This window comes from Agrobacterium tumefaciens, from assembly GCF_013337285.1.
GTDB classification, from domain to species: domain Bacteria; phylum Pseudomonadota; class Alphaproteobacteria; order Rhizobiales; family Rhizobiaceae; genus Agrobacterium; species Agrobacterium burrii.
This window is the reverse complement of record NZ_SUPW01000003.1, coordinates 180594-203363: the sequence shown is the minus strand read 5'-3', so window position 1 is coordinate 203363 and position 22770 is coordinate 180594. Positions and strand designations below refer to the sequence as shown.

22 protein-coding genes are annotated in these 22770 nt (G+C 58.9%); 11 read left to right on the top strand and 11 right to left on the bottom strand.

Features of this window, described 5'->3' with window-relative positions; genetic code table 11:
* Positions 1-13: 13 nt before the first annotated feature.
* Positions 14-796 carry an ATP-binding cassette domain-containing protein gene (locus FCH38_RS11050; protein ID WP_149899412.1) on the top strand — a complete coding sequence of 261 codons (783 nt, stop codon included), beginning with the start codon at positions 14-16 and terminating at the stop codon, positions 794-796.
* Positions 797-1086: 290 nt separating this feature from the next.
* Here the strand turns inward: FCH38_RS11050 and FCH38_RS23590 are convergent, their stop codons facing one another.
* From FCH38_RS23590 to FCH38_RS11015, 7 genes are all read right to left on the bottom strand, one after another.
* Positions 1087-1320 (bottom strand): hypothetical protein, encoded by a 234-nt coding sequence (locus FCH38_RS23590; RefSeq protein ID WP_174373788.1) that lies wholly within the window; start codon positions 1318-1320, stop codon positions 1087-1089.
* A 94-nt stretch (positions 1321-1414) separates the two neighbouring features.
* A complete protein-coding gene (locus tag FCH38_RS11040) occupies positions 1415-1852 on the bottom strand; it encodes a helix-turn-helix domain-containing protein (RefSeq protein ID WP_149899410.1) in 438 nt (145 codons plus the stop codon).
* 139 nt (positions 1853-1991) lie between these two features.
* Positions 1992-3137: a hypothetical protein gene (locus FCH38_RS11035; RefSeq protein ID WP_174373787.1), complete on the bottom strand. Its 1146-nt coding sequence runs from the start codon at positions 3135-3137 to the stop codon at positions 1992-1994.
* Positions 3134-3847 carry a TfuA-like protein gene (locus FCH38_RS11030; RefSeq protein ID WP_174373786.1) on the bottom strand — a complete coding sequence of 238 codons (714 nt, stop codon included), beginning with the start codon at positions 3845-3847 and terminating at the stop codon, positions 3134-3136. Before FCH38_RS11030 ends, FCH38_RS11035 begins: the two co-directional genes overlap by 4 nt.
* Positions 3844-5037, bottom strand: coding sequence for a YcaO-like family protein (locus FCH38_RS11025; protein WP_174374014.1), 1194 nt, complete (start codon positions 5035-5037; stop codon positions 3844-3846). Before FCH38_RS11025 ends, FCH38_RS11030 begins: the two co-directional genes overlap by 4 nt.
* A 37-nt stretch (positions 5038-5074) precedes the next feature.
* On the bottom strand, positions 5075-5503 hold the full coding sequence (locus tag FCH38_RS11020) for a hypothetical protein (RefSeq protein WP_046799798.1): 429 nt from the start codon (positions 5501-5503) through the stop codon (positions 5075-5077).
* An 8-nt stretch (positions 5504-5511) separates the two neighbouring features.
* Positions 5512-7464 carry a BTAD domain-containing putative transcriptional regulator gene (locus FCH38_RS11015; protein WP_174373785.1) on the bottom strand — a complete coding sequence of 651 codons (1953 nt, stop codon included), beginning with the start codon at positions 7462-7464 and terminating at the stop codon, positions 5512-5514.
* A 172-nt stretch (positions 7465-7636) separates the two neighbouring features.
* Between FCH38_RS11015 and FCH38_RS11010 the strand changes: the two genes are divergently transcribed.
* Positions 7637-8128 (top strand): hypothetical protein, encoded by a 492-nt coding sequence (locus FCH38_RS11010; RefSeq protein ID WP_174373784.1) that lies wholly within the window; start codon positions 7637-7639, stop codon positions 8126-8128.
* Between the two features lie 162 nt (positions 8129-8290).
* Complete coding sequence (locus FCH38_RS11005) at positions 8291-8629, top strand: hypothetical protein (RefSeq protein WP_174373783.1); 339 nt, start codon at positions 8291-8293, stop codon at positions 8627-8629.
* 19 nt (positions 8630-8648) lie between these two features.
* Here the strand turns inward: FCH38_RS11005 and FCH38_RS11000 are convergent, their stop codons facing one another.
* Positions 8649-9788 carry an ROK family transcriptional regulator gene (locus FCH38_RS11000; protein ID WP_153514502.1) on the bottom strand — a complete coding sequence of 380 codons (1140 nt, stop codon included), beginning with the start codon at positions 9786-9788 and terminating at the stop codon, positions 8649-8651.
* A 93-nt stretch (positions 9789-9881) separates the two neighbouring features.
* On the opposite strand from FCH38_RS11000, the gene FCH38_RS10995 reads away from it, so the two are divergent.
* From FCH38_RS10995 to FCH38_RS10970, 6 genes are all read left to right on the top strand, one after another.
* Positions 9882-11255, top strand: coding sequence for an ABC transporter substrate-binding protein (locus FCH38_RS10995; protein ID WP_174373782.1), 1374 nt, complete (start codon positions 9882-9884; stop codon positions 11253-11255).
* A gap of 67 nt (positions 11256-11322) precedes the next feature.
* Positions 11323-12234 carry a carbohydrate ABC transporter permease gene (locus FCH38_RS10990; protein WP_153514504.1) on the top strand — a complete coding sequence of 304 codons (912 nt, stop codon included), beginning with the start codon at positions 11323-11325 and terminating at the stop codon, positions 12232-12234.
* On the top strand, positions 12234-13322 hold the full coding sequence (locus tag FCH38_RS10985; RefSeq protein ID WP_174373781.1) for a carbohydrate ABC transporter permease: 1089 nt from the start codon (positions 12234-12236) through the stop codon (positions 13320-13322). The genes FCH38_RS10990 and FCH38_RS10985 overlap by 1 nt, the downstream gene beginning before the upstream one ends.
* A 5-nt stretch (positions 13323-13327) precedes the next feature.
* Complete coding sequence (locus FCH38_RS10980; protein WP_174373780.1) at positions 13328-14440, top strand: ABC transporter ATP-binding protein; 1113 nt, start codon at positions 13328-13330, stop codon at positions 14438-14440.
* A gap of 11 nt (positions 14441-14451) precedes the next feature.
* Positions 14452-15177, top strand: a complete 726-nt coding sequence (gene ugpQ / locus FCH38_RS10975) for a glycerophosphodiester phosphodiesterase (protein WP_174373779.1) — start codon at positions 14452-14454, stop codon at positions 15175-15177.
* A 27-nt stretch (positions 15178-15204) separates the two neighbouring features.
* Positions 15205-16119, top strand: coding sequence for a TIM barrel protein (locus FCH38_RS10970; protein ID WP_174373778.1), 915 nt, complete (start codon positions 15205-15207; stop codon positions 16117-16119).
* A gap of 79 nt (positions 16120-16198) precedes the next feature.
* Here the strand turns inward: FCH38_RS10970 and FCH38_RS10965 are convergent, their stop codons facing one another.
* Positions 16199-17596: a family 16 glycosylhydrolase gene (locus tag FCH38_RS10965; protein WP_174373777.1), complete on the bottom strand. Its 1398-nt coding sequence runs from the start codon at positions 17594-17596 to the stop codon at positions 16199-16201.
* 216 nt (positions 17597-17812) lie between these two features.
* Here FCH38_RS10965 and greA point away from each other — a divergent pair, with 216 nt between their 5' ends.
* The gene (gene greA / locus FCH38_RS10960; protein WP_153514837.1) at positions 17813-18295 is read left to right on the top strand and encodes a transcription elongation factor GreA; all 483 of its coding nucleotides are present in this window, start codon (positions 17813-17815) and stop codon (positions 18293-18295) included.
* A gap of 16 nt (positions 18296-18311) precedes the next feature.
* Here the strand turns inward: greA and FCH38_RS10955 are convergent, their stop codons facing one another.
* Both FCH38_RS10955 and FCH38_RS10950 read right to left on the bottom strand, forming a co-directional pair.
* Positions 18312-19679: an O-antigen ligase family protein gene (locus FCH38_RS10955; RefSeq protein WP_174373776.1), complete on the bottom strand. Its 1368-nt coding sequence runs from the start codon at positions 19677-19679 to the stop codon at positions 18312-18314.
* A gap of 126 nt (positions 19680-19805) precedes the next feature.
* Positions 19806-21152 carry an SGNH/GDSL hydrolase family protein gene (locus FCH38_RS10950; RefSeq protein ID WP_174373775.1) on the bottom strand — a complete coding sequence of 449 codons (1347 nt, stop codon included), beginning with the start codon at positions 21150-21152 and terminating at the stop codon, positions 19806-19808.
* Positions 21153-21572: 420 nt separating this feature from the next.
* Here FCH38_RS10950 and FCH38_RS10945 point away from each other — a divergent pair, with 420 nt between their 5' ends.
* Entirely contained in the window at positions 21573-22721 is a 1149-nt protein-coding gene (locus tag FCH38_RS10945; RefSeq protein WP_174373774.1) for a glycosyltransferase family 4 protein, read from the top strand.
* The last annotated feature ends 49 nt before the right edge of the window (positions 22722-22770 follow it).

Sequence of the window (22770 nt, the reverse complement as noted above, 5' to 3'; positions counted from 1 at the left end):
GAGGAGAACTCCTATGACGGACCAAGTCACGCCCCTCGTGGAAATGCGCAATATTTCCATTTCCTTCGGCGGCATCCATGCAGTGGAAAACGCCTCTGTCGATCTTTTCCCCGGTGAGGTGGTTGCCCTTCTCGGCCATAATGGCGCGGGCAAATCGACGCTCATCAAAATCCTGTCTGGCGCATACCGGCGCGATGACGGCGATATCCTTATCAACGGCGAGGATGCGGATATCCGTAACCCCCGCGACGCCAAGAAATACGGTATCGAGACCATCTACCAGACGCTTGCCGTGGCTGACAATGTCGATGCGGCGGCCAATCTTTATCTCGGCCGCGAGTTGAAGACGAAATGGGGCACGCTTGATGATGTCGCCATGGAAGCCTCGGCCCGCGAAGTGATGGGGCGTCTCAACCCCAATTTCCGGCGGTTCAAAGAGCCGGTCAAGGCGCTGTCAGGCGGTCAGCGGCAGTCCGTTGCCATCGCCCGCGCCATTCTCTTCGACGCTCGCATCCTCATCATGGATGAACCGACGGCAGCACTTGGGCCACAGGAAACGGCGCAGGTTGGCGACCTCGTCAAGGAACTGAAACGGCAGGGCATCGGCATCTTCCTCATCAGCCACGATATTCACGATGTCTTCGATCTGGCCGACCGGGTCTTCGTGATGAAGAACGGCAAGGTTGTCGGCCATGCCCGGACCGAGGATGTCACGAAAGACGAGGTTCTGGGCATGATCATTCTGGGCAAGGTGCCGCCGGGTGCGGTGCCGGGGCCGGGCGCTGTCGCGTCTTGAGTGCCTTCGCCGCATGTACCGGCAGTGGGCGAAATGGTTGATCTTCTGGCGCAACAGCGGCTTGAAGATCGGCAGCTCTGGATCAACCCGGATTGCGTTGCCCTGATAATAGGCGAGGCCCGGCGAAAAACCGGGCCTCGATCATCATTTGCGATGAAATCCCGTGGGAGGGGTTATGCGAATACAGGCAGATGCAAGATGCGCCAACTTATTTCAGGAGGTTCCCGTCTGGAGGACGGTGCGGGAACGTTCCGTCTTAGGCATCTATGCGGCTGCGAATAGGAAATTGCTCAATGCAGATCGGCCGATGCGAAACCGCTGGAATTCAGCTCTGCGCCTGCATGCGGCAGGCCGTGCTGATTGATATCCTGGGCCAGCGACAACAATGCCATTTCCAGGAAATAGGTCGACATGCCCAGTTCCATGGATTTCGAGCGTTGGCAAAGGTATGAAACCATCCTTCCAAGCGCCAGAATCTCGTCTGAATTGTCCTGTTCAAGTATTGCTGTGGTAGACGCCGCCATGCTTCCCTCTCGACAATCGACAGTATGAAAACGCGTTGATCCCGCGTTATTCATTTTCGACCATATCGAGCGTCACGCGAGCGTCACACCTGCGTTACTCATCGTTCTTTTTCTCCGGCGCGGCCGTATTTTCCGCCGTTTCGGTCGCTGCGAGCGATGTTACGAGGGCGACAATGCTTCTGCGAATGCTTGAACTCTTGATTCGCGAAAAGGCCTGATTGAGCGAAAATCCTTCATTCGAAGCGACGAAGGATTGCATGGCGTTTATCGAGCCGATGGCCGGATTGTCGTTTCCGACATCGGGCGTGGCATTGGCGAAAAGCGAGCTGACATCGACGCCGAGAACCGATGCGATGGCCTGTAAACGCGATGCACCAACGCGATTGGCGCCTTTTTCGTATTTCTGGACCTGCTGAAAGGTGATGCCGAGCCGGCCGGCCAGAGCGCTCTGGCTCATGCCGAGCGACTTGCGCCGCATTCTGATCTGGGTGCCGACATGCACGTCGATCGGGCTGGGAAGTTTGGGCTGCATAATAAATTCCTCCATGTTGAGGGTCTTAAATCGGATAATTATCAATTAATATTGTTGAAGGTAGACATTCAACACAATTTCCACGGGTAATATGAACTCTTATTGACAAAATAACGCAGTTTTACAGTTACAGAACACGTCACGAGGCCCGGTTTATAACCTTTGTGGCGCAACGCAACGCCCCGTTGCGGCTTGCGAGATGGCTCCATCCGGCCACGCCGATGGGATGAAAACCGAGCCTTTCCCAGATTTGCCTGTTGTCTTCGTCGAACTCCTCAAGCGCCTCCTCGTCGCCGAAATGCGGCAGCCAGACGAATGGCTGTTTTTGGCCTGATCGTGCGACATTTTCAAGAATGGCATTGTTGTAAAGTCGCGGAATACATTTGTTGCTGTCGATGGCCGGTGAAAGGGGAATGGGATTTCGTATTACTGCGAAACCGTCCCGGATCAGCGAAAGCACCGAGGCGTCGAGTTTTCGTTTCAGATCCGTCGCCGCACGGCTGCTGCATCCCGCATGCGCCACCGGATCGGCGACCAGAAGCAGTGGACGGTTTTCCTGCCTCAGACCGGTTACCGCAACGAACTGGTCAACGTGGAAACCGCATTGGTGCATTTTCCGGGCGGCCATCGGCATGGGGGCTGATCTTGCCTGGGAAAGGTCGAGCGTGGCCTCCGTAACTCCAAGGTCTTCCGGCCGGTATCCAAAACTGTAGACTGTTCTGCCGTCGAGAACCTGAACCTTCTGCCATTGCTGCAAACATTCTACGGCGTTGCTCCCGACACCTGCCCCGCTACTGTCCTGGAGGCTCGAGTGTCCGACCAGCCGAAAATCCGCACCAACCAGCTGGTTGCCACCATCCAAAAGGACGTCCGAAACGGCCGTTACGAGCCCGAAACGCCTGGCAAGCGCGCTGGCGCTGGCGTTTCCCGCTGCCGAAACCAGTTCGGTCGCGGTGCCTTTTCCATCGGTCCGAACATGGACGATATCCTGTATCCACGGGTGCGAAATGCTGCTGTTTTCATCAAGCGGCAGCAACTCGGCGGCGCAGGGGGGCGCCAGCCTTTCGAGCCAGTTCTGCGCCGATGAAAGGCAGGCCCGGTCGACGACGATGGCCGCGATCATTTCGCGGGGCAGGGCCGAAAGCAGGTTTCCGATGGGAAGGAGTGGCGAAATGCCATCCCTGTCGCGGTGCTCGGTAAAAAACGATGCCGGAAGCGCGAATGCGATCGTGTCAATCAGTCCACCACAATCGGGCACGAAAGACGGAGACCGGGAAATTGTCACGGCGTCTTTTCTCCTGTCATCCGCCGTGCAGCTAATTGCTGAAAAAACACCGTGTTCTGGAATTTCCATGATGGCGATGGCGGGGACGGCAGGTCCCCGGCATTGAGCACCTCCAGAAGTTCGACCGCGTCGTTTCTTTTTACGGAAACGGCCTCTTTGGCCAGAAGATTTGCCACGTCCGAACCAAGCCCGGCTTCAGCGGCAATGGCGCGCCATGTTCTGCGGGTAAAATGCAGATGCCGGGCGGCGTGCAGCAGAGTATCGTGTTCTTCCGGTGCGATTTTATCGCGGCACGCTTCCAGCGTTGCCTCGGCGTCGACCAGCGCGATTGTCAGTGGGCGATAGCCAAGTTCACCCGGCGCGTGGCTGACGGCCACATCGGCGTCGGAAAACCGTCGTCCATCGCGATAGGCTTCGAAGATTTCGCCGATGCCGATCATGCCGAAGGCCGCACATTCCGCCGCCCGGAGCGCTCCCATGCTGGCGGCACCGAGAATGGTGACGCCGGATGACAGGGCATGCAGGATTTCCTTGTGCCAGACGGCGGCGCAGTCCCCATAAAGGCCGTCGATGAGACCGATCGTCTGGACGCCCTGCTGCACGGCATCGAAAATATCACCGCAGGCGGCGGGTCCGCGAAGATCGAGACCTGACGTTTTTTTGCCAGTGACGCCGTGGATGGAGGGGCCGGCAAAAACCACGGTTTTCATCGAACACCTCCGGTGCTCAGGAAATGATCGAGTGTCCGCGGCGATATGTTTTGCAGGCCGCCGCTGGTCGGGGTAAGGCCGCTTGCCAGAACCCGCACGACATTGAGGCCCGGGAAACCCGTTTCCAGTGCGAAGACATAAATGTCCTCAATCCCTGCGGTAAAAAGGCGCTCGGCAAGCTTGCGCCAGGGTGGCGAAGATCTGCCATCCGTTACAAGATCAAGCTGCACCGGCGTCCGCTCTACCGGCTGCCGCGCTGATGCAGGCGCACTCAACATGTCCCGCCGGTAACGCAGCGGGGAGAGATCATCCCGCGCACCGCTGATATCCGTCAGTCGCGACTGGATCGCTTCGAGCAGCGCTGCAGCGGCGGCGTCATAGGTTGCGGTCCGGCAGGCCGCGCCCGCCGCATTACGGGTTGCGGGGCCGTCCAGCGCGTTAACGGAGCGGGGAAGGCTTGCCATCACCACCGGCACGCCGAGTGTATTCGTCATGTCGAAGAAGGACGGTTTCAGGTCAATGTCTGAAAGGCGGTCAACAAGGCTGTCGAACGACGTATCGACGCCGGCCGGAAATGTGACCGGCTCCGGCGCGATCGTGCGGGTTTCGAATGTATCGACGAGAAAACAGGCATCGTTTTCGACGAGTTCGAGCAAGGCGTGGAGAACCGCATGGTCGTCGTTAAACCCCGCCGCGAGACCCTGCGAACTCATGAGGAAAGCCTGCCGATCCCAAGGGAAATCCGCGCGAAAATCCATGCCGATGAGTTCGTAAGGAGCAAATACCTCCTGCTGCTGGCGAACGGATATTCCCTTCACCCAGCCGCGTTCGCGGCGAGGATCGAGCCTGTCCGGATCGACGCGGCCGACGGTTTCGAAAGGAATGAGAGGAACGCCCTTTGCCCGCATCTGCTCGAGGGAGCCGAAGGCCGAGACATGTTTGCGGGTATCTTCAGCGACGGCGCCTTCGATGGCTTCCATGATCGCCGAGAGCCGCGCCTGTTCCGCAACAAGTCCCTTGCCTTGCGAAACCGAAAGTCCGCGCGAATTGGGGCGCACCGCAAACCAGACGGGTATGCCGATAATATCGAGACCGGTCACGTCACCGACGCGGGTAATCCCGAACTGCCGGAGCAGTTCGGGATCGAAGAACGATGCGTCCGCATGCCTCGAAGCCGCTGTCGCTGATATGGGAGCACCGGCACCGGTCAAGGCTGCGGAACCGCGATCAGGGTGCAGAGTTGGCGTCGTCGGCAAGGATGGCGTCGAACAGCTCGCCGGTGACGGAACCCGCCGGACCGACAGCCTTCAGCGCCGCGCCGATCGGTGCCTGCACCATGCGGTTGAAATCCCAGCCGGCGTCGGTCACTTCACCGATAAAGGCGAAATCTGCCTCGGAAACCACGGCGCCGCCGGCGACGAGAGCTTCGATGCCCTGGATCTGGACCTGGTCCAGCTCAGCCTCGGGCTGGCCGTCCTGGCGGACGAGCATGGCCTTTGCCGCAGCCGCGACGCGTGCATAGCCGTCCACGCCGGGGTGGCTGGCTTCATAGGCCGCGATCGTCTCATGCGATACGGACGCAACCCTCAGCGGCGTCGTGCGAATGAAAAGAACGCCGAAGCCCTTTTTTCCAACAATGAAGAAATGCGAGGACATAATATCTCCTATTTGATCCCAGCTAATCGAAGTGCGTGATAGAATTTCTCATTCGCTATCGGGTCGCGGTCTGGAGAAAGGCTGCTGATCTCCCTCGCCGACATACCCGGATAGTTTTCCTGAAGCCTGCCGCCGGTTTCCCGTGCAGCGGCCAAATCCCCATGCAGCGCGTGGCTTGCGGTCAGAACCCGCAGGGCCGGCTCGTCATTTTCCATTCGCGCGCATAATTCCACCGCCGCGCCGTAATCCTCGCGCTTGAAGGCGATGCTGGCGCCTGCCCACCAGTAGATATCGGGTGCGAGCGGGTTGAGATCGATCGCCTGCTGGAATTTCTCCCAGGCGGTCTCGGCATCGCCAAAGTGGGCAAGCGCATCCGCATGCTGGAGCAGGAGGTCGGCGGAGTTGGGCGCAAGCGCCTCCGCCTCGAAGAATTTTTCGGCGGATATGTCGAAATCCCGCTGGTAGAGCGCCACCACGGCGCACATCCAGTGGCCGACGCCGAGGGCGGGGTCGATTTCCACGGAAGCGTCAGCCTCCGCCTTGGCGCGGTGCAGCAGGTGAGGGTCGTTGCCGCCCAGCATCAGCCATTCCAGCTGCAGGCTCTGCGCCACCCGGGCGCGAGCGACGGCCATGTTGTGATCGAGATCGACGGCTCTGCGGAACATCGAACGGGCTCTGCGCAGAAGCGGCAGGTCGCATTTGCCGCGCAGGAGCTGCTGGCCCTCCAGCAATTGCCGGTAGGCCTCGCCGCTGTGGTTCCGGTCGGGTTCCACCTGCAGCCGCTCGATCTCACGGGCAAGCGCCGCAGCCACCTGTTTGGAGAGCAGACGAAAGGCGGTGTGGATGTGCCGCTCGGAGAGGACCACTTCCAGCGACCAGACGATTTCGCCGGTCGCTTCCTCGATCAGCGCCACTGACATGCCGGTATCGTCGAAAACCGACGACATGATCCGGTAGTCGGCCCGCAGCATGGCGTAACCATCATCGGCCCGGCCTCGTGAAAGAGCAAAGGTGCTGTGCGGCGAAAGGACGGTAAATGTTCGATAGCGCACCAGGCTGTTGGCGACATCCTCGATAAAGGCATGCATGACCGGCGATGCCGGCAGCCCATCCACCCGCGCCGGCAGGCCGAAGGCGACGCGCGGTTTCGCAGTGGCTTTTCGCCGGTTGGCGTCGTCCGGCTCGGCGGGGGTGGCTATCGTCGAGGCGAGGCTCTGTATCCGGCGTCTCAGCGCCACGGTCTCGGCTTCCGGCGAACGTTCCTCCTGACGCAGCTGCTCCAGCAACAGGCCGAACATACCTTCGCAGGCGCTGATATTGCCGATCCGCGCATAGGCGGCCATGGCGGCGCGGTAGGTTTCCTCGCGTTCCGGTTCGATATTGCGCGCGCATTCGGCAAGTCTCGCGATATCATTGGAGCTGGCGCGGCCAAAGCGGGTCAGCTCCTCCAGAAGCTGCGTGTAGCTCGAAAAGAACAGGTCCTTGAGACGGCGGCGTTCCGACAACAGCCAGAGGTAGAGATGATCCTGCCCGGCATCCAGCCCATCCAGCAGATCGCCGCCGAATTCCAGCAGGGCCTGCAGCCGGCGCATCGGGTCTTCGGCTCTGGCGCCGACAAGAAAGATCGCAAGGTCGGTCCGCTGCGCCAGCTGTCCGGCCTTCAGATCGTTCCCTTCGGTGAGAAGGATGGCCTCGTCTTCATTGGGCAGCTTCTGAAGGCGCAGGATCAGCTGTCGCAAGTTGCCGAGTGCCCGTTTTTGCTCGACATTTTCCCACAGGAGCGATGCGGCGGACTGGCGGGAAAGCGACTGGTTGGGCGCAAGAATGAGGGCTGCGATGAGGGCAAAACCCTTGGACGGGAAAAACGCCTCCCTCACCGCGTCACAGCGCGGGGTGCCAAAAAGCCTGATCGGTATCAGTTCAGCGTTCCCAGCCACTTTCGTCCCCTCATGAATCACCATCTAACAACGTGTCCGGGAAATTGAAAGTCATCATAGCGTTCCATTTGACGCTGGTGTGACGCGGCCTGCCTATTGTCGCAGACAGAAGCATGAAAGACGGGCGGAAAACAGCGGACATGCAGCGGGCAGGCATCGGGAAATTTCGAAATTGATAGCGTTCAACGGAAGCTACATGGCGTTCGAGCCGCGTACTGAACCTTACCAGCGTGCCGACGATGTCGGATACGCGGTCAGCGAGTTCATGTGGTTCAAGGGACGTCCGTTCTATCCGGTCTCGGCGCTGGTTCATGCGAAAGTTGCCCATGCCAGGCTATCGGCTGAGAAGTGTGATGATCAGGATGAGGATAATCTCGATATTCTTTTTCGCATGCCGGTGGTGGCGGGCGGGCATTTTTTCGAGATCGTGCTGCGTTCGAACGAGGGCACCTCTTACGGTGGCTGGCTGTGGGGGGAAGAGCTGGAAATCCTGAACGAATTCGTCAACGGCTATCGCGTTCTGGCGGGGAAGTTCGAAGGCAGGCTGATCCGGTTCGAATATTCCAGACGGTTTCAGCGGTACCGGACGGCCGAGCCGCTTCCGGTCGAAAAATCCGTCTTCCTGATCCAGCGGGAGGCCAAGCCTTACGCGGCCAGGCGCGATTTGCCGGCAGGCCCGGGACGGTGATTACCGGGGCCTTTTGCGTTCAGGGGGACGCAAAGGCATGGGGGAAATACCTGGTCGGTAGACGCTCGTGAACTGCGCATATCGCTGACATGCCCGGAAGAGCCACGGCTTTATCCGGTACTACTGGTGGATATTTTTATTTTTATTATGTGGACAATTATGATGCCCAATCGAAGTAACATGCGTAACAGGCGGGTGTCATCGCAACTTCTGGCGGTGAATTACGCTTCCGGCGACGGCGCGCTTTCCCAAGCGGAGAGCGTCGACGATGAGCCGCGTGCATCGATGCGCAACGACAGGCTTTATGCCGTCATCGAGCCGGATATCAAGGCGTCATCCCCGTCTCTGACACGGGATGGCCGCGGCGAAGAGGTTCCGGGTGGAGCTGAGATCAGCAACACGGTCGTTGATGCCGATATCAGGGTCGCAAAATGGGCCTGGGCGGTTTTGGCGATCGCACATTGCTGGCTGATTTATTTCATGGTGAACAATCTCGGCTGAACCGCTCACGCGCGGGGTATCAGCCAAGTTCGCTGATGCCGTGCAGGATCATTGCCGCTGCGCCGAAGGCCACGGGGTCCGTCGCGACGACTTCCGGCAGCAGGACCTGCGGCTGTATGACCTTCGAGCCGTTAAACGGGTTCGACCATTCATAATCCAGCCATTGCATCAGCTTCTCGCGTACTATTCGCGGTAAGGTGCCGCCGACATAGATGGCGGTGGGTGCGAGCACGGCGCTGACGGCAAAGCCGAGGCGGGCGACCTGCGGCCCGGCCCGCTCCAGCCATGCATCGAGCACGTCGGCATTGCGCAACAGATAATCCGTCCAGACATCCGGCGCGCGCCCCGAGGGTTTTTCGCCCACATGCTCAAGACACCAGGCCGCCAGGTCTTCGAAAGAAGGGCGGGAGTCTCCACGGCCGCGCAGAGCGCCAATCTCGCCGGCATTGCCGAGATAACCACGATAAAGCTCGTTCCTGATGATGATGCCGCCGCCGATGCCTTCAGACAGATAGAGATAGGCGAAGTTCTCGTGTGCCGCCTTGTTGCCGAGCGTCAGTTCGCCCATCGCGGCCGCATTGGCATCGTTTTCGATGATCACCGGGCAGCGCAGCGCCTCGCGCAGCATGGTGGAAAGGTCGGAGCCCGCCCAGGAAATCACCTCTTCGGCAAGGTCGAGAGACATCGCCTCTTTGCGAAAGCGGGTGGGCATGGCAATCGCCGCGCCGATCAGGTCGTCTCGGTTGACCGCGTTTTTCGACAGCAGCTCTTCGGATCCATCCTGAAGCGCCCGCTGGACGTCGGAAAAGGCGTCATAGGCGCCACGCATCCGTAATTCGCCGACGATTTCCCCGCTGAAATTCAACAACGTCAGCGTGACCGAATAACGATTGGCATGTGCTCCCAGGGCGTAACCGACATTTTTCCTGAGCATGAGGTCGATATGGGGGGCACCGCGACCCTCCTGCCGGCGCGCGCCTTCCTCGATAAGGCCACGTTCCAGCAGATTGCGTGTCATCATGCTGACGGCAGCCGGCGTTACGCTGCAATACTCGGCAAGTTCGACCCGTGAGGCCGAGCCCTTGCGCCTTATGTAGCCCAGAAGCGCGCCCTGTGTCGCGCCAATACCCGCAAGCCCACCGTTTCGTCTGTCAGCCAAAGTTTCGCTCTCCCAGCTTTGTCACCGGAAATGTCATAAAGCTGTAAATTAAGCAACTTAATTAAATAATCAGTTTCAACGGGAATGGATCACATGTTCAAGTCTCTCTCCTTGGCGGCGACGGTCGCCCTCGGCGCGCTTTTGCCGGCCGCTGCTTTTGCCGAAGACATCAACATCAAGCTCTGGACGCTTGCCGACAAGAATGCGCCTGCCCGCATCACCAACATCGAAGCGGCGGCCGGCGTCATGAATGCGCAGTTCAAGGCCGCCGGTGTCGACAAGCGTATCGTCATCGATACCAACAACAGCAGCGTGCAGGGCTGGGATGGCTTCGCACTCGATACGCTGAAGGCGTTTTCGGTAGGGCAGGGACCGGATGTCTACATTCTGCCGCATGAATGGATCGGCCAGTTCGCGCAGGATGGCTATGCGATGGCGATGGAAGACAAGATTGCCGCCGCTCCCTGGGTCTACGGCGATATCCTGCCGGTCCTGTGGGACTCGGCCAAAGCAACCGACGGCAAGATTTATGGCATTCCGCAGGACGCGGAAATCCGTATGTTCTTCTACAACAAGGATATGCTGCGCAAGATCGGCAAGGACGAAGCCTTCATCGAGGGCCTGCCGGCCAAGGTCGATGCCGGTGAGTTTACGCTCGACGATCTGACCGCGCTGTCGAAGGAAGTGGTTGACGGCAAGGCCGCGCAATATGGCATGCTGCACCGCCCGAATGTCGGCATCGATTATCTGATGGTGTTCCAGTCCTATGGCGTGAAGTTCATGGACGAAAAGACCGGCAAGCTCGTCTTCCCCAAGGCGGAAATGGTCAAGGCGCTGGGCTGGTACGAGCGCAACGCCAAGCAGGGCGTTACCCCGGTCGACAACACCGCCATGAGCTGGGAAGCCATCCAGACTGCCTTCAAGCAGGAAAAGGCTTTCATCTTCCATCAGGGTGTGTGGGCGGTTGCCTGGCAGGTGGGTGAGAAGAACGGCGCGACCTGGCCGACCGATGGCGCGGGCTATTTCAACAAGATCGGCTGGATTTCCGCGCCGGCAGCCGAAAAGGGCGGCAAACCGGCCAACCTGTCGCATCCGTTGCTCTATACCGTCAATCCCAAGAGCAAAAATGCCGATATCGCCGCCGATCTCGTGGCGCTCGCGACGTTGCCCTATTTCAACAACGAACACGCCGTGACCTCCTATCATACGGCTATCAGCAACGCCCAGACGGCCATGCCGAAATACCGGGACAACTGGGTCCTTTCCGCTGCCTCGCCGATGATGAAGGACGCGAAGTTCGTGCCCAATCACACCAAGTTCGGCAGCTATAACAAGGTGCTGTTCAGCGGCCTGCAGGCGGTTGAGACCGGTAAGATGACGGCCGCTCAGGCGGTTGATTTCATCGCCGACGAACTTGAGCTGCAATTCGGCGCAGACGTCGAAATCCGTGAAACCGCAAGCAACTGAGTTTGCCTGACACCACGCCGCCCGGTTCTGCCGGGCGGCTTTCCTGCGTTCCCACCGGTATATCGTAATGTCTCAATTCCAGCTCAGGGCGCGTCGCCCGGCCCGGCCGATCTTTTATCTGGCACCGGCTCTCGCTTTGCTCGGGGTGTTTTTTCTTGCGCCCATCGTCGTCAATCTGGTGATCGCCTTTACCGATATGGGCGCAAATCTGAAGGTGGGAAAATTCACGGTCGAGAATTTCCAGCGCATGGTGCAACGTGACATGCGCCTGCCAATCGTGCTTCTGACGACGTTCATCTATGTCGGCGCGACGCTGTTCTTCTTCAATATAGGCCTCGGCGCGCTGCTGGCCGTGACGACGACGGCGATCCCGGACCGGATCGGCAATTTCTTTCGCGGTCTGTGGCTTTTGCCGCGCATGAGCCCGGCCGTGCTTTACGGCGTGCTGTGGATATGGATCGCCGATCCCACCTCATCGGGCCTGCTCAACCAGTTTCTCGGCGCGCTCGGCGCACCCGCTCTCAATCTGCGCAACGACTTTCCGCTGTTGCTGGTGGTGGTGGCGAACGGTGTTGTCGGCGCATCCTTCGCCATGGTCATTCTCACATCCTCCATCCGCTCCATACCGTCGCATCTGGCCAATGCGGCGCGTGTCGATGGCGCCAGCGAATGGGGCGTGCTTCGCCATGTCGTCGCACCGGCGCTCTCGGCACCGGTCCGCTTCATCACGCTCTATCAGGCGCTGTCGCTGATGACGACCTATGAATATATTCTGCTGATCACCGGTGGCGGCCCGGTCTACGACAGCACGACCTACGCGCTTTATATCTACCGCCGCGCGTTCGAAAACGGCGCTTACGCCTATGGTGCGGCGCTGGCGCTTGGCCTGATGGCCATCGGCGTCGCCGTGACGCTGGTGCAATGGCGCCTCAGCAATATGCGTTCGACCTTTGCTCCTGCCAAAATCGAGGTGCTGTGATGACGCTCGCCCACACACAGGCACCTGCCCATAACAGGCGTGCCCTTGATCTGAAGCCGGATTGGACGCGCCTTGAAAAGCGCAGCATCGCTCACCGCGCCGGTTTTCTTCCCGTCATCCTCGTGTTCCTGACGGTGGTTTCGGTTCCCGTTCTCCTGCCCTATCTGTGGCTACTGGTGAAATCGCTGACGAGTTCCGACGACAATCTCAGCCGGCTCGTGCTGTGGCGCAGTGGTGCAATCGCCGCTTTTGCCTATGCCAGCGTGATTGCGGTCGCACTCTATTCCCAGCGCCTGCGTAATCCCCTGCTGCTCTGGCTGGCGCTCGCCGTTGTTGTGGCGGCGCTGGTTTTTGTGTTGGTGCTGCCGCATCTGACCATCGAGAACTACAGCTTCCTGTGGAGCCGTGATATCGAGAAAACCGGCACCACGCGCATGGCGCTGATGCCGTCCGTCTGGACCGCCATGCGCAGCTCGCTGCTGTTTGCCGCTTCGCAGACGCTGATTGTCGCGCTGGTTGCCACGCCCGCCGCCTATGCGTTGTCGCGCTTCACCTTTGCCGGGCGTGAAAACGTGCTGCGCGGGCTGCTGCTGCTGCATGCCTTTCCCGCACTCGCGCTCACCGTCGCGATCTTCGTGCAGCTGCATTACATGGGCTTGCTCAATAATCTCTTCGGCGTCGTGCTGGTCATGAGCGCGCTGGAATTGCCCTTTGCGATCTTCGTTCTCAAGGGCTTCTTCGACAATGTTCCCTGGGACATCGAAATGAGCGCCGTCACCGATGGTGCGACGCGTTTTCAGGCCTTCCGCATGGTGGTTCTGCCGCAGGTGAGAAGCGGGCTGATCGCGGTCGCCACCTTCACCTTTCTGCGCGGCTGGGAGGAGTATGTCTTCGTCCAGACCCTGCTCATCGAAAAAAGCCAGATGACGATGAGCCTCTATCTCTTCTTCGTGGCACAGGACAGCGTGGGCGTGAATTACGGCATGATCGCCGCTGTCGGCATCGTTTATCTGCTGCCTGTGCTGATCATCTACATCTTCACGCAGAAATACATCACCCAGATGAGTTTCGGCGGGATCAAAGGATAATCGCCATGGCCAGGATCACCCTTAACAACGTCACCAAAAGCTGGGGCGACACCCGCGTGCTGCAACCAATGACGCTTGCTATCGAAGACGGCGAATTTGTCGCCGTTCTCGGCCCGTCCGGGTGCGGAAAATCGACCACGCTTTTCCTGCTGGCCGGGCTTTATGCCCCGACCGGCGGCGAGATTGCCTTTGACGGTCACAACGTCAACCGCATCGATGCGCGTGACCGCAATGTCGGCATCGTTTTCCAGTCCTATGCGCTTTATCCCAATCTGACGGTGCGGCAGAACATCGCCTTTCCGCTGCGCTTCAAGAATGTTCCGCGTGAGGAAGCGGCGCGGCGGGTGGAAGAGGCGGCGAGCCTCGTGCAGATCAGCGCACTGCTTGACCGGCGGCCTTCGCAGCTTTCCGGCGGCCAGCAGCAGCGCGTGGCGCTGGCCCGAGCGCTGGTCAAGGAGCCGAACATCCTTTTGCTGGACGAGCCGCTCTCCAATCTCGATGCGACGCTGCGCATCACTATGCGAGCCGAACTGAAAAGCCTGCAGAAGCGGCTGAAGATCACGACGTTGATCGTCACCCATGACCAGATCGAAGCGATCACCATGGCCGACAGGATCATCTGCATGAACAATGGTGCGATTGCCCAGATCGGCACGCCTGACGATCTTTATCGCCGGCCCGACAATCTGTTCGTCGCCGGGTTCATCGGCACGCCGCCAATGAACCTACTGAGGGGGCGGGCTGAGCGCGAAGGATTGCGGATCGGCGACGCGCGGCTTGAGCTCAATACCCATTACGATGGCGAGATCACCTTCGGATTGCGTCCTGAGGATATTGCGCTGGTCAAACCCGCCGAAGCACGGCTTGAGGGCGAGATCGCTACCGTCGAGCCGATGGGGCGCGAGGTTTTCTACACGGTCGATACGCCCGCAGGCATGGTGCACGCGCTGGAATATGGCGAGACGATAAGACATGCACCGGGTGAACGGGTCGGCCTTGCCTGCGCATCCGGCCTGACACTGATTTTCGGCGTCACCGGCAATCGCATCGCCGGGCTGCACGCCGATCTTTCACAGCACTCGACCATTCCGGCGCGTCAGCCGGAACCCGTAAACTGACAGGACATTCCATGCCCAAAATAGTCTCCCACCGCGGCGCCAATCGCTTTGCACCGGAAAACACCTTCGCCGCCGCTGATCTCGCCTTGCAGCAGGGTGCTGATTACATCGAGCTTGACGTGCGCGAGAGCGCGGATGGCGTGCTTTATGTCTTTCACGATGAAACGCTTGATCGTACCACCAATGGCACCGGACCGATCGGTCATGCCCTGTCGAGCGAGATCGATGCGCTGGATGCCGGCGGCTGGTTCGGAGAAAGCTCCAAGGGGGCGGTGGTGCCGCGTCTCGATGCCTATTTGCGCCATCTGCGTGGCCGCTGCGGTGTTTATGTCGAGCTGAAATATTGCGACCCGGTCAAGGTCGCCGCGCTGGTGCGGGATCTCGGCATGGTGCGCGATACGTTCTTCTTCTCCTTTTCCGAAGAGATGCGCCGGGGCCTGGCCGCCGCCGCGCCTGAGCTTCGCAAGATGATGACGCTTGACATTGCCAAGTCGCCCTCACTGGCGGCGGCGGTGCATCATGCCTCGATCATCGAGATCACACCGGCGCAGATGCGCAAGCCCGGACTTGTCGCGGCATGCCGCAAGGCCGGTCTCGAAGTCATGGCCTATTACGGCGGCGATGACATGGACCTTCATAATGAGATCGCATTGGCCGGAGTAGACTACGTCAATATCGATCGCCCGGACCTGTTCGATACGGCGCGGCGTGCCGCGCGGCTGCCTGAACTAACATAACCTTACTTACTCCCTAGAGATGACGACATGACAAATCTGATTGGTACCGGTTTCAACGCCGGCTCGAACGACGGCGAACTGGCCACTCTTGAAAGCGATCTGCGGGCACTGGCCGAGATTGGCTGCGACACGGTGGAAATCGCGGCGACCAGCCTCGATATGATCGCCGGCGGCCGTATCATCGAGGAGCGCGCCGACCGGTTCGTGGCGCTCGCGAAAGAGTTTGATTTCCGCTACACCGTGCATGGTCTGGTGTCGTCCAACTTCATGGACCCGGTGACCTGCCGTTACCAGATTGATGCCGCCAAGGCGCTCGCTGTCCTCTGCGACCGCATCGGCGCGGGCATTCTCGTCCAGCATAGTGGCGCGCTGCGTGCGGACCAGATTGCCGAGCGTGCCGATGCCGATGCCCGTGAGCGCGAAGCGCTGTTCGAGCTTGCGGAATTCTGCAAACCCTATGGTGTGCGTATCGCGCTTGAGAATATCTTCTCCACCGAACCCGGCCAGTATCGCCAGACGCCGGCCGAGGTGGCCGCGACCGTGAAGGCGGTCGGTCACGACAATGTCGTGGCGCTGATCGATTTCAGCCATGCCTATCTCGAATCCACCTATCGTGGTCTCGATTTCCGCGAACAGCTTCGCGCCATGGCGCCCGTTGCCGGCCATCTGCATGTGCACGATTCCTTCGGCCGGCCGCAAGGCTTCTACGAGGCCTATTTCACACAGGAAAATACCGCCCTTGGTATCGGCGATCTGCATATGCCGCTCGGCTGGGGGGATATCGAGTGGGAGAGCATCTTCTCGGAACTGACCTTCCTTCCGGATACGGTGCTGACGATGGAAATTAGCCGCCGTTACCGCGCCGAGCAGCCGGCAAGTCTGGAAACGGCGCGGCACCTCATGTCGCTTTATGCCGCACGGACACAGCTTGCGGCTGAGTAAGGCGTTCGAACAAGGCACAGCCTGCAAAGGCTGATGTCTGTAACGCCGGCAGTTCTGGACGCGGCTGCCGGCGTTTTTATCAAGCGGCCCAGTCGGACAGCGAATAGGCCCTGATGTAGTCGATCATCATCTGCGAGCCGTCGCTGAAATCATTGGCTGAGGGCGTTCCCGCCATGCCGCCGACGGCGAGATTGACGACCATATACATGGGGTCGTGCATATCATCAGGCGTATCCGTCTGCGCCACGGCGACATCGTCAAAATACCAGGTGATATGGTCTGCTTCCCACAACACGCCGTAGGTGTGAAACCCTTCCGTGCTCGGCACGCTGACATTGTTGACGACCGATGTCTGTTCACCCGTGGCGTTGGAATGGGTGGACATGATGAGCGTGTTGGGATTTTGGCCGCGCATTTCAATGACATCGAGTTCCGGCGGCCATGATCCGTCCTCCGGCAGAAGCCAGAAGGCCGGCCAGGCGCCCCGGTCGGTCGGCATATCGGCGCGGATTTCGAAATATCCATAGGTCTGGCTGAAGGAGGAATAGGTGTTCAGCATGCCGGAAGTATAATCGTAACCCTCGACCTCATCGGCGACCGATTGTGCGGTTTCCGCAGCGGTGATGGTCAGTACGCCGTTTTCGACGCTGAACGGGTTGACCTCCGACGTGCCGGCATAGGCGGGGTTGATATACCACTGCGCCTCGCCATTCGTCGTCAGCGAACTTCCCTTTTCCGGTGCCCACCAATATTTGGCATCCCAGGTTCCCTGATCGCCGCTACGCAGTGACAGCGCATCGAATTCATCGGCAAAGGTCTGTGTCAGGGATGACCGGTCGAGACTGAGTTCGAACTGGTCGGCCTGAAGGTCGTCGATGGTCGTTCCGGCAAGAACCACGGCTTCGCCGTTCGAAAAATTCAGCCACAGATCGCTGCCTTGCTGCGTGGCATTGCTGACAAGCTGATCGAAGGATGTAATGCCGTAACCGTTGAGCCGGATCGTATCGTTAGCACTGAAATCCATGATGAGATCGGTGCCGTTGCCGCTGGTGAAGACGAAGGTGTCGGCCCCGCCGCCGCCGATCAGCACATCATTGCCGGCTCCGCCATCGATCGTCTGGCTGCCCGATCCACCGGTGATGATGTTGTCGAGCGAGTTCCCGAAAGCGTAACGGCCGTCGCCCGTCACCCTGAGATTCTCAAAATTGTCGGGCAAGGTGTAGCTCATCCAGGTATCGATCGTATCGATGCCTTCCCCGGCATTTTCCACAGCGCGGTTGATGCCGGAATAGAGATAATAAATATCATCGCCCGTGCCGCCCGCCATCGTCACATTGACGGAACTATCGCCCCACATGGAATCATTACCGCCGGTGCCGGCGAGCAGTGGGCCGGACCCCGTGGCGGAGAAAAATCCGGTGGAACTGTCGCTATAATAGAGCGTATCCCCAAGCGCATTCACTACTGTCCGGGCCATTGCCGTCTCCTGTTCGTTAGCGTTGGTGTCCTCACTCCTCCTGCAAGACAACCTAGCAGGGCAAAAAGCCTCGTGTTAGAGCCAGAAATGAGGGGTATGTTCCCTCTATGCGGGTTTCTGGGCATTGCGGTCTTGCTCCATCAAGGGGAGCAATGGCAAAACTGGACTGGAGAGAGATGCCCCGGGCGGCGTCTCAACGACATTGGAGTGCCAGGATTGAGCGTAGCCTTTACAAAGGAAGACAGTGCCGAAACAGCAGCTGAGACGGTTCTGCCTGATCGGGTGATTTCGCCACATCCCAATCTGGTGACCGAGGCCGGACTGAAAGCGCTGGAATTGCAGCTGCACGCGGCGCGTGAAGCCTGCGAAGCCGCCAACGCCATTGAAGACGTCAATGAAAGACGGCGGCTTTCCGCCACCCCCCTGCGCGATATCCGGTATTTCGCCGAGCGTGTCCGCACCGCCCGACTCATGCCGCACCCACCTGCGGATGGCGTCGTCGCTTTTGGCAGCCTGGTAACCTTCAGCCGCGATGACGGACGGACGCAACAATTCCGGATTGTCGGTGAAGACGAGGCCGATCCTGCCACGGGGTCGATGTCTTATGTTTCCCCTGTCGCCCGGGCGTTGATGGGGAAAGCGGCCGGTGATCTGGTCAGTTTGGGTGGGAAGGAAATTGAAATCATCGCGGTTGCCTGAAGTTTCGTGCAGCCCCTCAGGTGGGCTGTGTTGTCGCCAGGGTGTCTTCATTGGCTATTCCTGCGATGCGCAGCTTTGTATTTTTCAGAAAAAGCCTGAAGTCCAGATCGATGAAAGCATATGCGAGAGCAAGGCCGATATGGGCCATGAAGACGGGATTGAAATTCAGCTCTTCAAATTGATAACCGATGATGACCCCGATCGCCGAATAGGTAAAAAAGCCGATTTTCCGCTTCCGGAAAATCGCATAAACAAGCGCAAAGGCGCTGAGAAAACAAAAGCCGATGCCAGATGCATAGGCGGTGGCCAGAAAACCGTTATGCGGTGTGCCGCTATGCGATATTGCCGATAATTCCTGGCTCCGTGCGGTGAAGCCGACGCCCAAAGGATGATTGAGCATCACCTGAAAGCCGCCGACGATCGTCCCTAGCCTTTCCTGCACATTGTTGCTGCTGTTGCTGTCCTCCACAAAACGCTTCGAAAATGCCTGTTCTGCGAAATCGAAGACGCCCAATGGTAGTACCGAGGCGAGGACAAGGGCGGAAAGAGCGAAGCCGAAATAGGTGCTGAGCAGCATCCTGATCGAGAAGTTTCTGATATAGAAATAGAGCCCGATGGCGAGAACGGCAAACACGCCCGACCGGTTGAGTGTGAGCGTGAAACTTGCCAGATAGCCAAGCAGAAACACGGCGAACAGAGCCGGACGCCGGTAGCGTTCGGCAAGATATGCGGCTGCCGCGCCGGCAAGGGCAAAGGCCGGACCGGCTGTATTGCCTACCGGCCAAATTCCGCCAGCCTTCTCGACACGCAAGAGCAGCGGACTCATTTCACCTTTTGCAGCGGCTTCCAGTACGGCGGCTTCATCGAAGTTGAATGACAGTCCGAGGGGGGCCAGTTGGTCATGTATGAAAATGTCCAGAAACAGCAGGATCGTCACAGCAACGAAGCCCGCAAACATGCCCCAGCAGAACAGCTCAAGAAGGTTCTCCTTGAACAGCAGATAGGCGAAAAACAGAAAATAGACGGCGTAAAAATAGGTCATCGCCGTCGTGTAAAATTCTCCTTCGCCGCGATCATCGGCAAATCCAGCCGAGAGAACGAAAAGTAAAGTGAGCGGGACAAGGTAAAACAGAAGGATGGAAGGCGTCAGGCAACGAATGTAAAGCAGGGCGATAACGGGCAAGGTCATCAGCACCAGCATATCGGTAATGTTGAGGAAGCGCAGGCCCAGATTGCTGGTCAGGACATTGCATTGAATGAAGAAGCCAATGAAGAAAACGAAGATCGACAGGAAGTGACCAGGAACCCTTATTGTCCTCGAAGGATAAAGGGGCATCGCCATGATAAAACCCGGCAATGACACCATATTTGCACGTCTGGTCATTCGCGGCCTGTGTCTTTCACTGGCGGACCTGAGACGGTCCTGTTGGTAGGGCACCATCATTGCGAGGCAGCGCGATGATGGCGGCGGATAGTGGTCTTGACGACCTCGTCGTGCAAGACAGAGTTTTCACGGTCTTTCAGCGCTCAGGTTGCCTTTTGGCATGGCACCTTCAACGGCGATTACTCTCTGAATGTAAAGCGGTTCGTTGGAACTGGGCGGAGTGGTGCCAAAGGCTGGCATTATCCTCAGATAAAATGAGTAACCATCCGGGCTGATGTCGGGGTCTATGGAGATTGCGTTTGCCGTCGCCCACATCCAGCCGCTGTTTACAGAAGTGTTCACATTCGAAAATTGCAGGGCTGAACAATTGATGGTCCGTGTCGCTCCGCCGCTTTTCGTAACCAGAGTGATATAAGGCGTGCGTTGCTCAGCGCTGTTTTTATAGAGGATCGCGAAGGATATGGTTTTGCCGATTATCGCCGCGGCCTCTGCGTTCCGGACATAACGAAACAGCGCGGCCGACTGGTTGCCATTGGCGCGCAAGGCGAGACTGTAAGCGAAGGATGGAGAAAAAGTAGTGTCGGTGCTTTTGACGGCGGTGCCGGGCGCGCTCAGGTTCCAGCCCGCCGGGGCAGAGCCTGACCACTCGGTGAAATCGCCGTTGGCGATGAGATTTGCAGCGGGAAGCTTCGGCCAGCACGGTGTCTGAAAGCCGCTATCGGGCGCCGAAGCCAGATAGGAACCGAACAGAGTGCGGGCAATGAGCTGTGAGCCGGCATCGTTCGGATGGATGTTATCCCGGTAGAGTGTAGCGTCCTTGCCCTTTGCCACAAATGCCGCATGTGTATCCACCAGCGTTAGATTTGGGTGGGATCGAGCCAGATCGAGGATTGCCTGATAGACCTTGTCGTAATCCGTACTGTCGCGCCAGGGATTCTGGGGGGTGATGAGTTGGGGTGTGCCGGGCCATTGCCACTCGGTCATGCCGAGTGGCCCGAGCAGTGCGGACCGTCCGGAACTTAAGATACGCCCCGGCGTCTCGAAGCTTTGCATATTGTGACCATGATGCAGGATGCACAGATCGGGGCGTGGAATCCTCAGCGCAATCGCGCGCTGGTCCGCAAGCATGTAGCCTGCCATACCGCCGGGCAGTGCCGCGAGGTAGACTGTGAGCGTTGGTCCCGCGCCGGTGCGCAGCGTGGTCGGATCGGCATAAGCCTTTGGTCCGGTCGCGGCATTTGTCTGCCATTCGGCCCAGCGGTACAACACGACCTGCGCATTGTGCAGATCGCCAAGCATGGAGGCGAACTGCTGGAATGGTCCCCCGTCGGCATAGGCGGTGCTGTCACCATTCACGAAAATCGTGGCGTTCTGGCCAGCAGTCAGGCGCGCGCGCAAAGTTGAAAGTGCGTTTAGGGAGGGGACCACGGCTCCCCTGTTGCCGGGAATAATACCGAGCGTCACGCCGATCATGCCGACACCTCTTCCGTTGCCGGCATATATATGCATATCTTGCGTTTGAGCGGTGTCATCGTTCGTTCTCCTGGTCTGGCGCTAGGATAACCCCACCATAAGATCCGGGGAAAAAGCGCCAGGAGTTGAACGCTGAACAGCGGTAAAATTAAACGTCATGAAATTTTCTTCGATTTCTTCTAAAATATTTAAATTGATTATTATTTTTTATTTCGCGCGGGCTAAAATATAAATCCGCATAAAGGTTTGAATGTCTTTTCTTTTAATCGCAAGTAAACATTGCCATTCTTATACCAGATCGACGGGGGAAGATATCCCTGCCGTTGCCGCCTCAGCCGAACTTTTTTACTGGGTGTCTGATCATGCCCGTCATTGCGAGCCATGGCTGCTCCAGGGCATCTGCGCGCCGCAGGTAAGAGCATGACATCCGCGCTTTTTGTCAGCCACACCGGAGAGAAGGGTGGCGCTGAGCTTTTCCTCGCCGATCTCGTCAAGGCTGGGCCAGATTCCTGGCGTGCCTGTTTTCTCAGTGGCGGTGGCGCTGCCGAGGATCTGGCAGCGGCCGGCAGGCCTCCGGTCCTGCTGTCGGCCGGAGAAAAAATGCTGTCGATCCGCCGCGATTCCTCGTTCGGCGCTATGTTTCGCGGCGCGGCCGACGTGGCGGCCGTTGCCTGGCAGTTGAGCCGGGAGGCAAGGCATTACGATGTCATCTGCGCCAATTCGCAAAAGGCGCTTTTTGTCTGCGCGCTTGCGGCGAAACTCAGCCGCCGTCCGCTCGTCTGGATTTTGCACGATATAGTTACGGATCCCGCCTTCAGTTCCGCCAATCGCCGTGCTTCGCTGGCCTTTGCCCGATTTTTTGCGAGGCTGGTGGCCGTCAATTCTGAGGAAACCGGCCGGGCCTTCGTTGAAGCCGGCGGCGAGGCGGAGAAGGTCCGTATCGTTTATAACGGCTTCGATCCTGCAATCGCGGTGGCATACGACCCCGAAAGAGCCGCACGGCTGCGCGGGGAACTCGGCCTTGGTCCACAGCCGATCGTCGGGCTATTTGGCCGGCTGAGCGAATGGAAAGGCCAGCATGTCTTTCTGGAGGCGATTGCGGCGATGGATGGTGTCCAGGCCATTATCGTTGGCGGCGCGCTTTTTGGACAGGAAGCTTATGAGGCGCGCATCCGCGAGCAGGCATCCCGCCTTGGCCTTGATGGCCGGGTCCGTTTCCTCGGCTTTCGTTCGGATGTGCCGGAACTGATGGCGGCTATGGATGCCGTTGCCCATACTTCGATTGTCGCTGAACCTTTTGGTCGGGTGGTGGTCGAAGCCATGATGTGCGGTCGGCCGGTTGTCGCCACACGCGGCGGCGGGGTGACCGAAATCATCCGGGATGGCGAAACGGGTCTTCTTGTGCCACCGGGTGACACATCGGCGCTTGCCGCAGCACTCGGCTGCATCCTTTCGCATCCAGCTCTGGCGGAACGGTTGGCGCAGAAGGGGCGGGAGGATGTGAGCCGTCGCTTTTCGCTGGAGGAAACCTGCCGTTCGGTGTCCGCACTTCTGTCGGAAGTGGTGTGAGACTGGGCGGGTGATCGATCCGGATAGACAGCGTGGACAAGCGGAAAGG

What these genes read in the sequence shown, in the direction of transcription:
- FCH38_RS11050 (WP_149899412.1), top strand. Translation starts at nt 14, where the DNA reads ATGACGGACCAAGTCACGCCCCTCGTGGAAATGCGCAATATTTCCATT.
- FCH38_RS23590 (WP_174373788.1), bottom strand. Translation starts at nt 1,320, where the DNA reads ATGGCGGCGTCTACCACAGCAATACTTGAACAGGACAATTCAGACGAG.
- FCH38_RS11040 (WP_149899410.1), bottom strand. Translation starts at nt 1,852, where the DNA reads ATGCAGCCCAAACTTCCCAGCCCGATCGACGTGCATGTCGGCACCCAG.
- FCH38_RS11030 (WP_174373786.1), bottom strand. Translation starts at nt 3,847, where the DNA reads ATGAAAACCGTGGTTTTTGCCGGCCCCTCCATCCACGGCGTCACTGGC.
- FCH38_RS11020 (WP_046799798.1), bottom strand. Translation starts at nt 5,503, where the DNA reads ATGTCCTCGCATTTCTTCATTGTTGGAAAAAAGGGCTTCGGCGTTCTT.
- FCH38_RS11015 (WP_174373785.1), bottom strand. Translation starts at nt 7,464, where the DNA reads ATGGTGATTCATGAGGGGACGAAAGTGGCTGGGAACGCTGAACTGATA.
- FCH38_RS11010 (WP_174373784.1), top strand. Translation starts at nt 7,637, where the DNA reads ATGGCGTTCGAGCCGCGTACTGAACCTTACCAGCGTGCCGACGATGTC.
- FCH38_RS11005 (WP_174373783.1), top strand. Translation starts at nt 8,291, where the DNA reads ATGCCCAATCGAAGTAACATGCGTAACAGGCGGGTGTCATCGCAACTT.
- FCH38_RS10995 (WP_174373782.1), top strand. Translation starts at nt 9,882, where the DNA reads ATGTTCAAGTCTCTCTCCTTGGCGGCGACGGTCGCCCTCGGCGCGCTT.
- FCH38_RS10990 (WP_153514504.1), top strand. Translation starts at nt 11,323, where the DNA reads ATGTCTCAATTCCAGCTCAGGGCGCGTCGCCCGGCCCGGCCGATCTTT.
- FCH38_RS10985 (WP_174373781.1), top strand. Translation starts at nt 12,234, where the DNA reads ATGACGCTCGCCCACACACAGGCACCTGCCCATAACAGGCGTGCCCTT.
- FCH38_RS10980 (WP_174373780.1), top strand. Translation starts at nt 13,328, where the DNA reads ATGGCCAGGATCACCCTTAACAACGTCACCAAAAGCTGGGGCGACACC.
- ugpQ (WP_174373779.1), top strand. Translation starts at nt 14,452, where the DNA reads ATGCCCAAAATAGTCTCCCACCGCGGCGCCAATCGCTTTGCACCGGAA.
- FCH38_RS10970 (WP_174373778.1), top strand. Translation starts at nt 15,205, where the DNA reads ATGACAAATCTGATTGGTACCGGTTTCAACGCCGGCTCGAACGACGGC.
- FCH38_RS10965 (WP_174373777.1), bottom strand. Translation starts at nt 17,596, where the DNA reads ATGGCCCGGACAGTAGTGAATGCGCTTGGGGATACGCTCTATTATAGC.
- FCH38_RS10955 (WP_174373776.1), bottom strand. Translation starts at nt 19,679, where the DNA reads ATGACCAGACGTGCAAATATGGTGTCATTGCCGGGTTTTATCATGGCG.
- FCH38_RS10950 (WP_174373775.1), bottom strand. Translation starts at nt 21,152, where the DNA reads ATGATCGGCGTGACGCTCGGTATTATTCCCGGCAACAGGGGAGCCGTG.
- FCH38_RS10945 (WP_174373774.1), top strand. Translation starts at nt 21,573, where the DNA reads ATGACATCCGCGCTTTTTGTCAGCCACACCGGAGAGAAGGGTGGCGCT.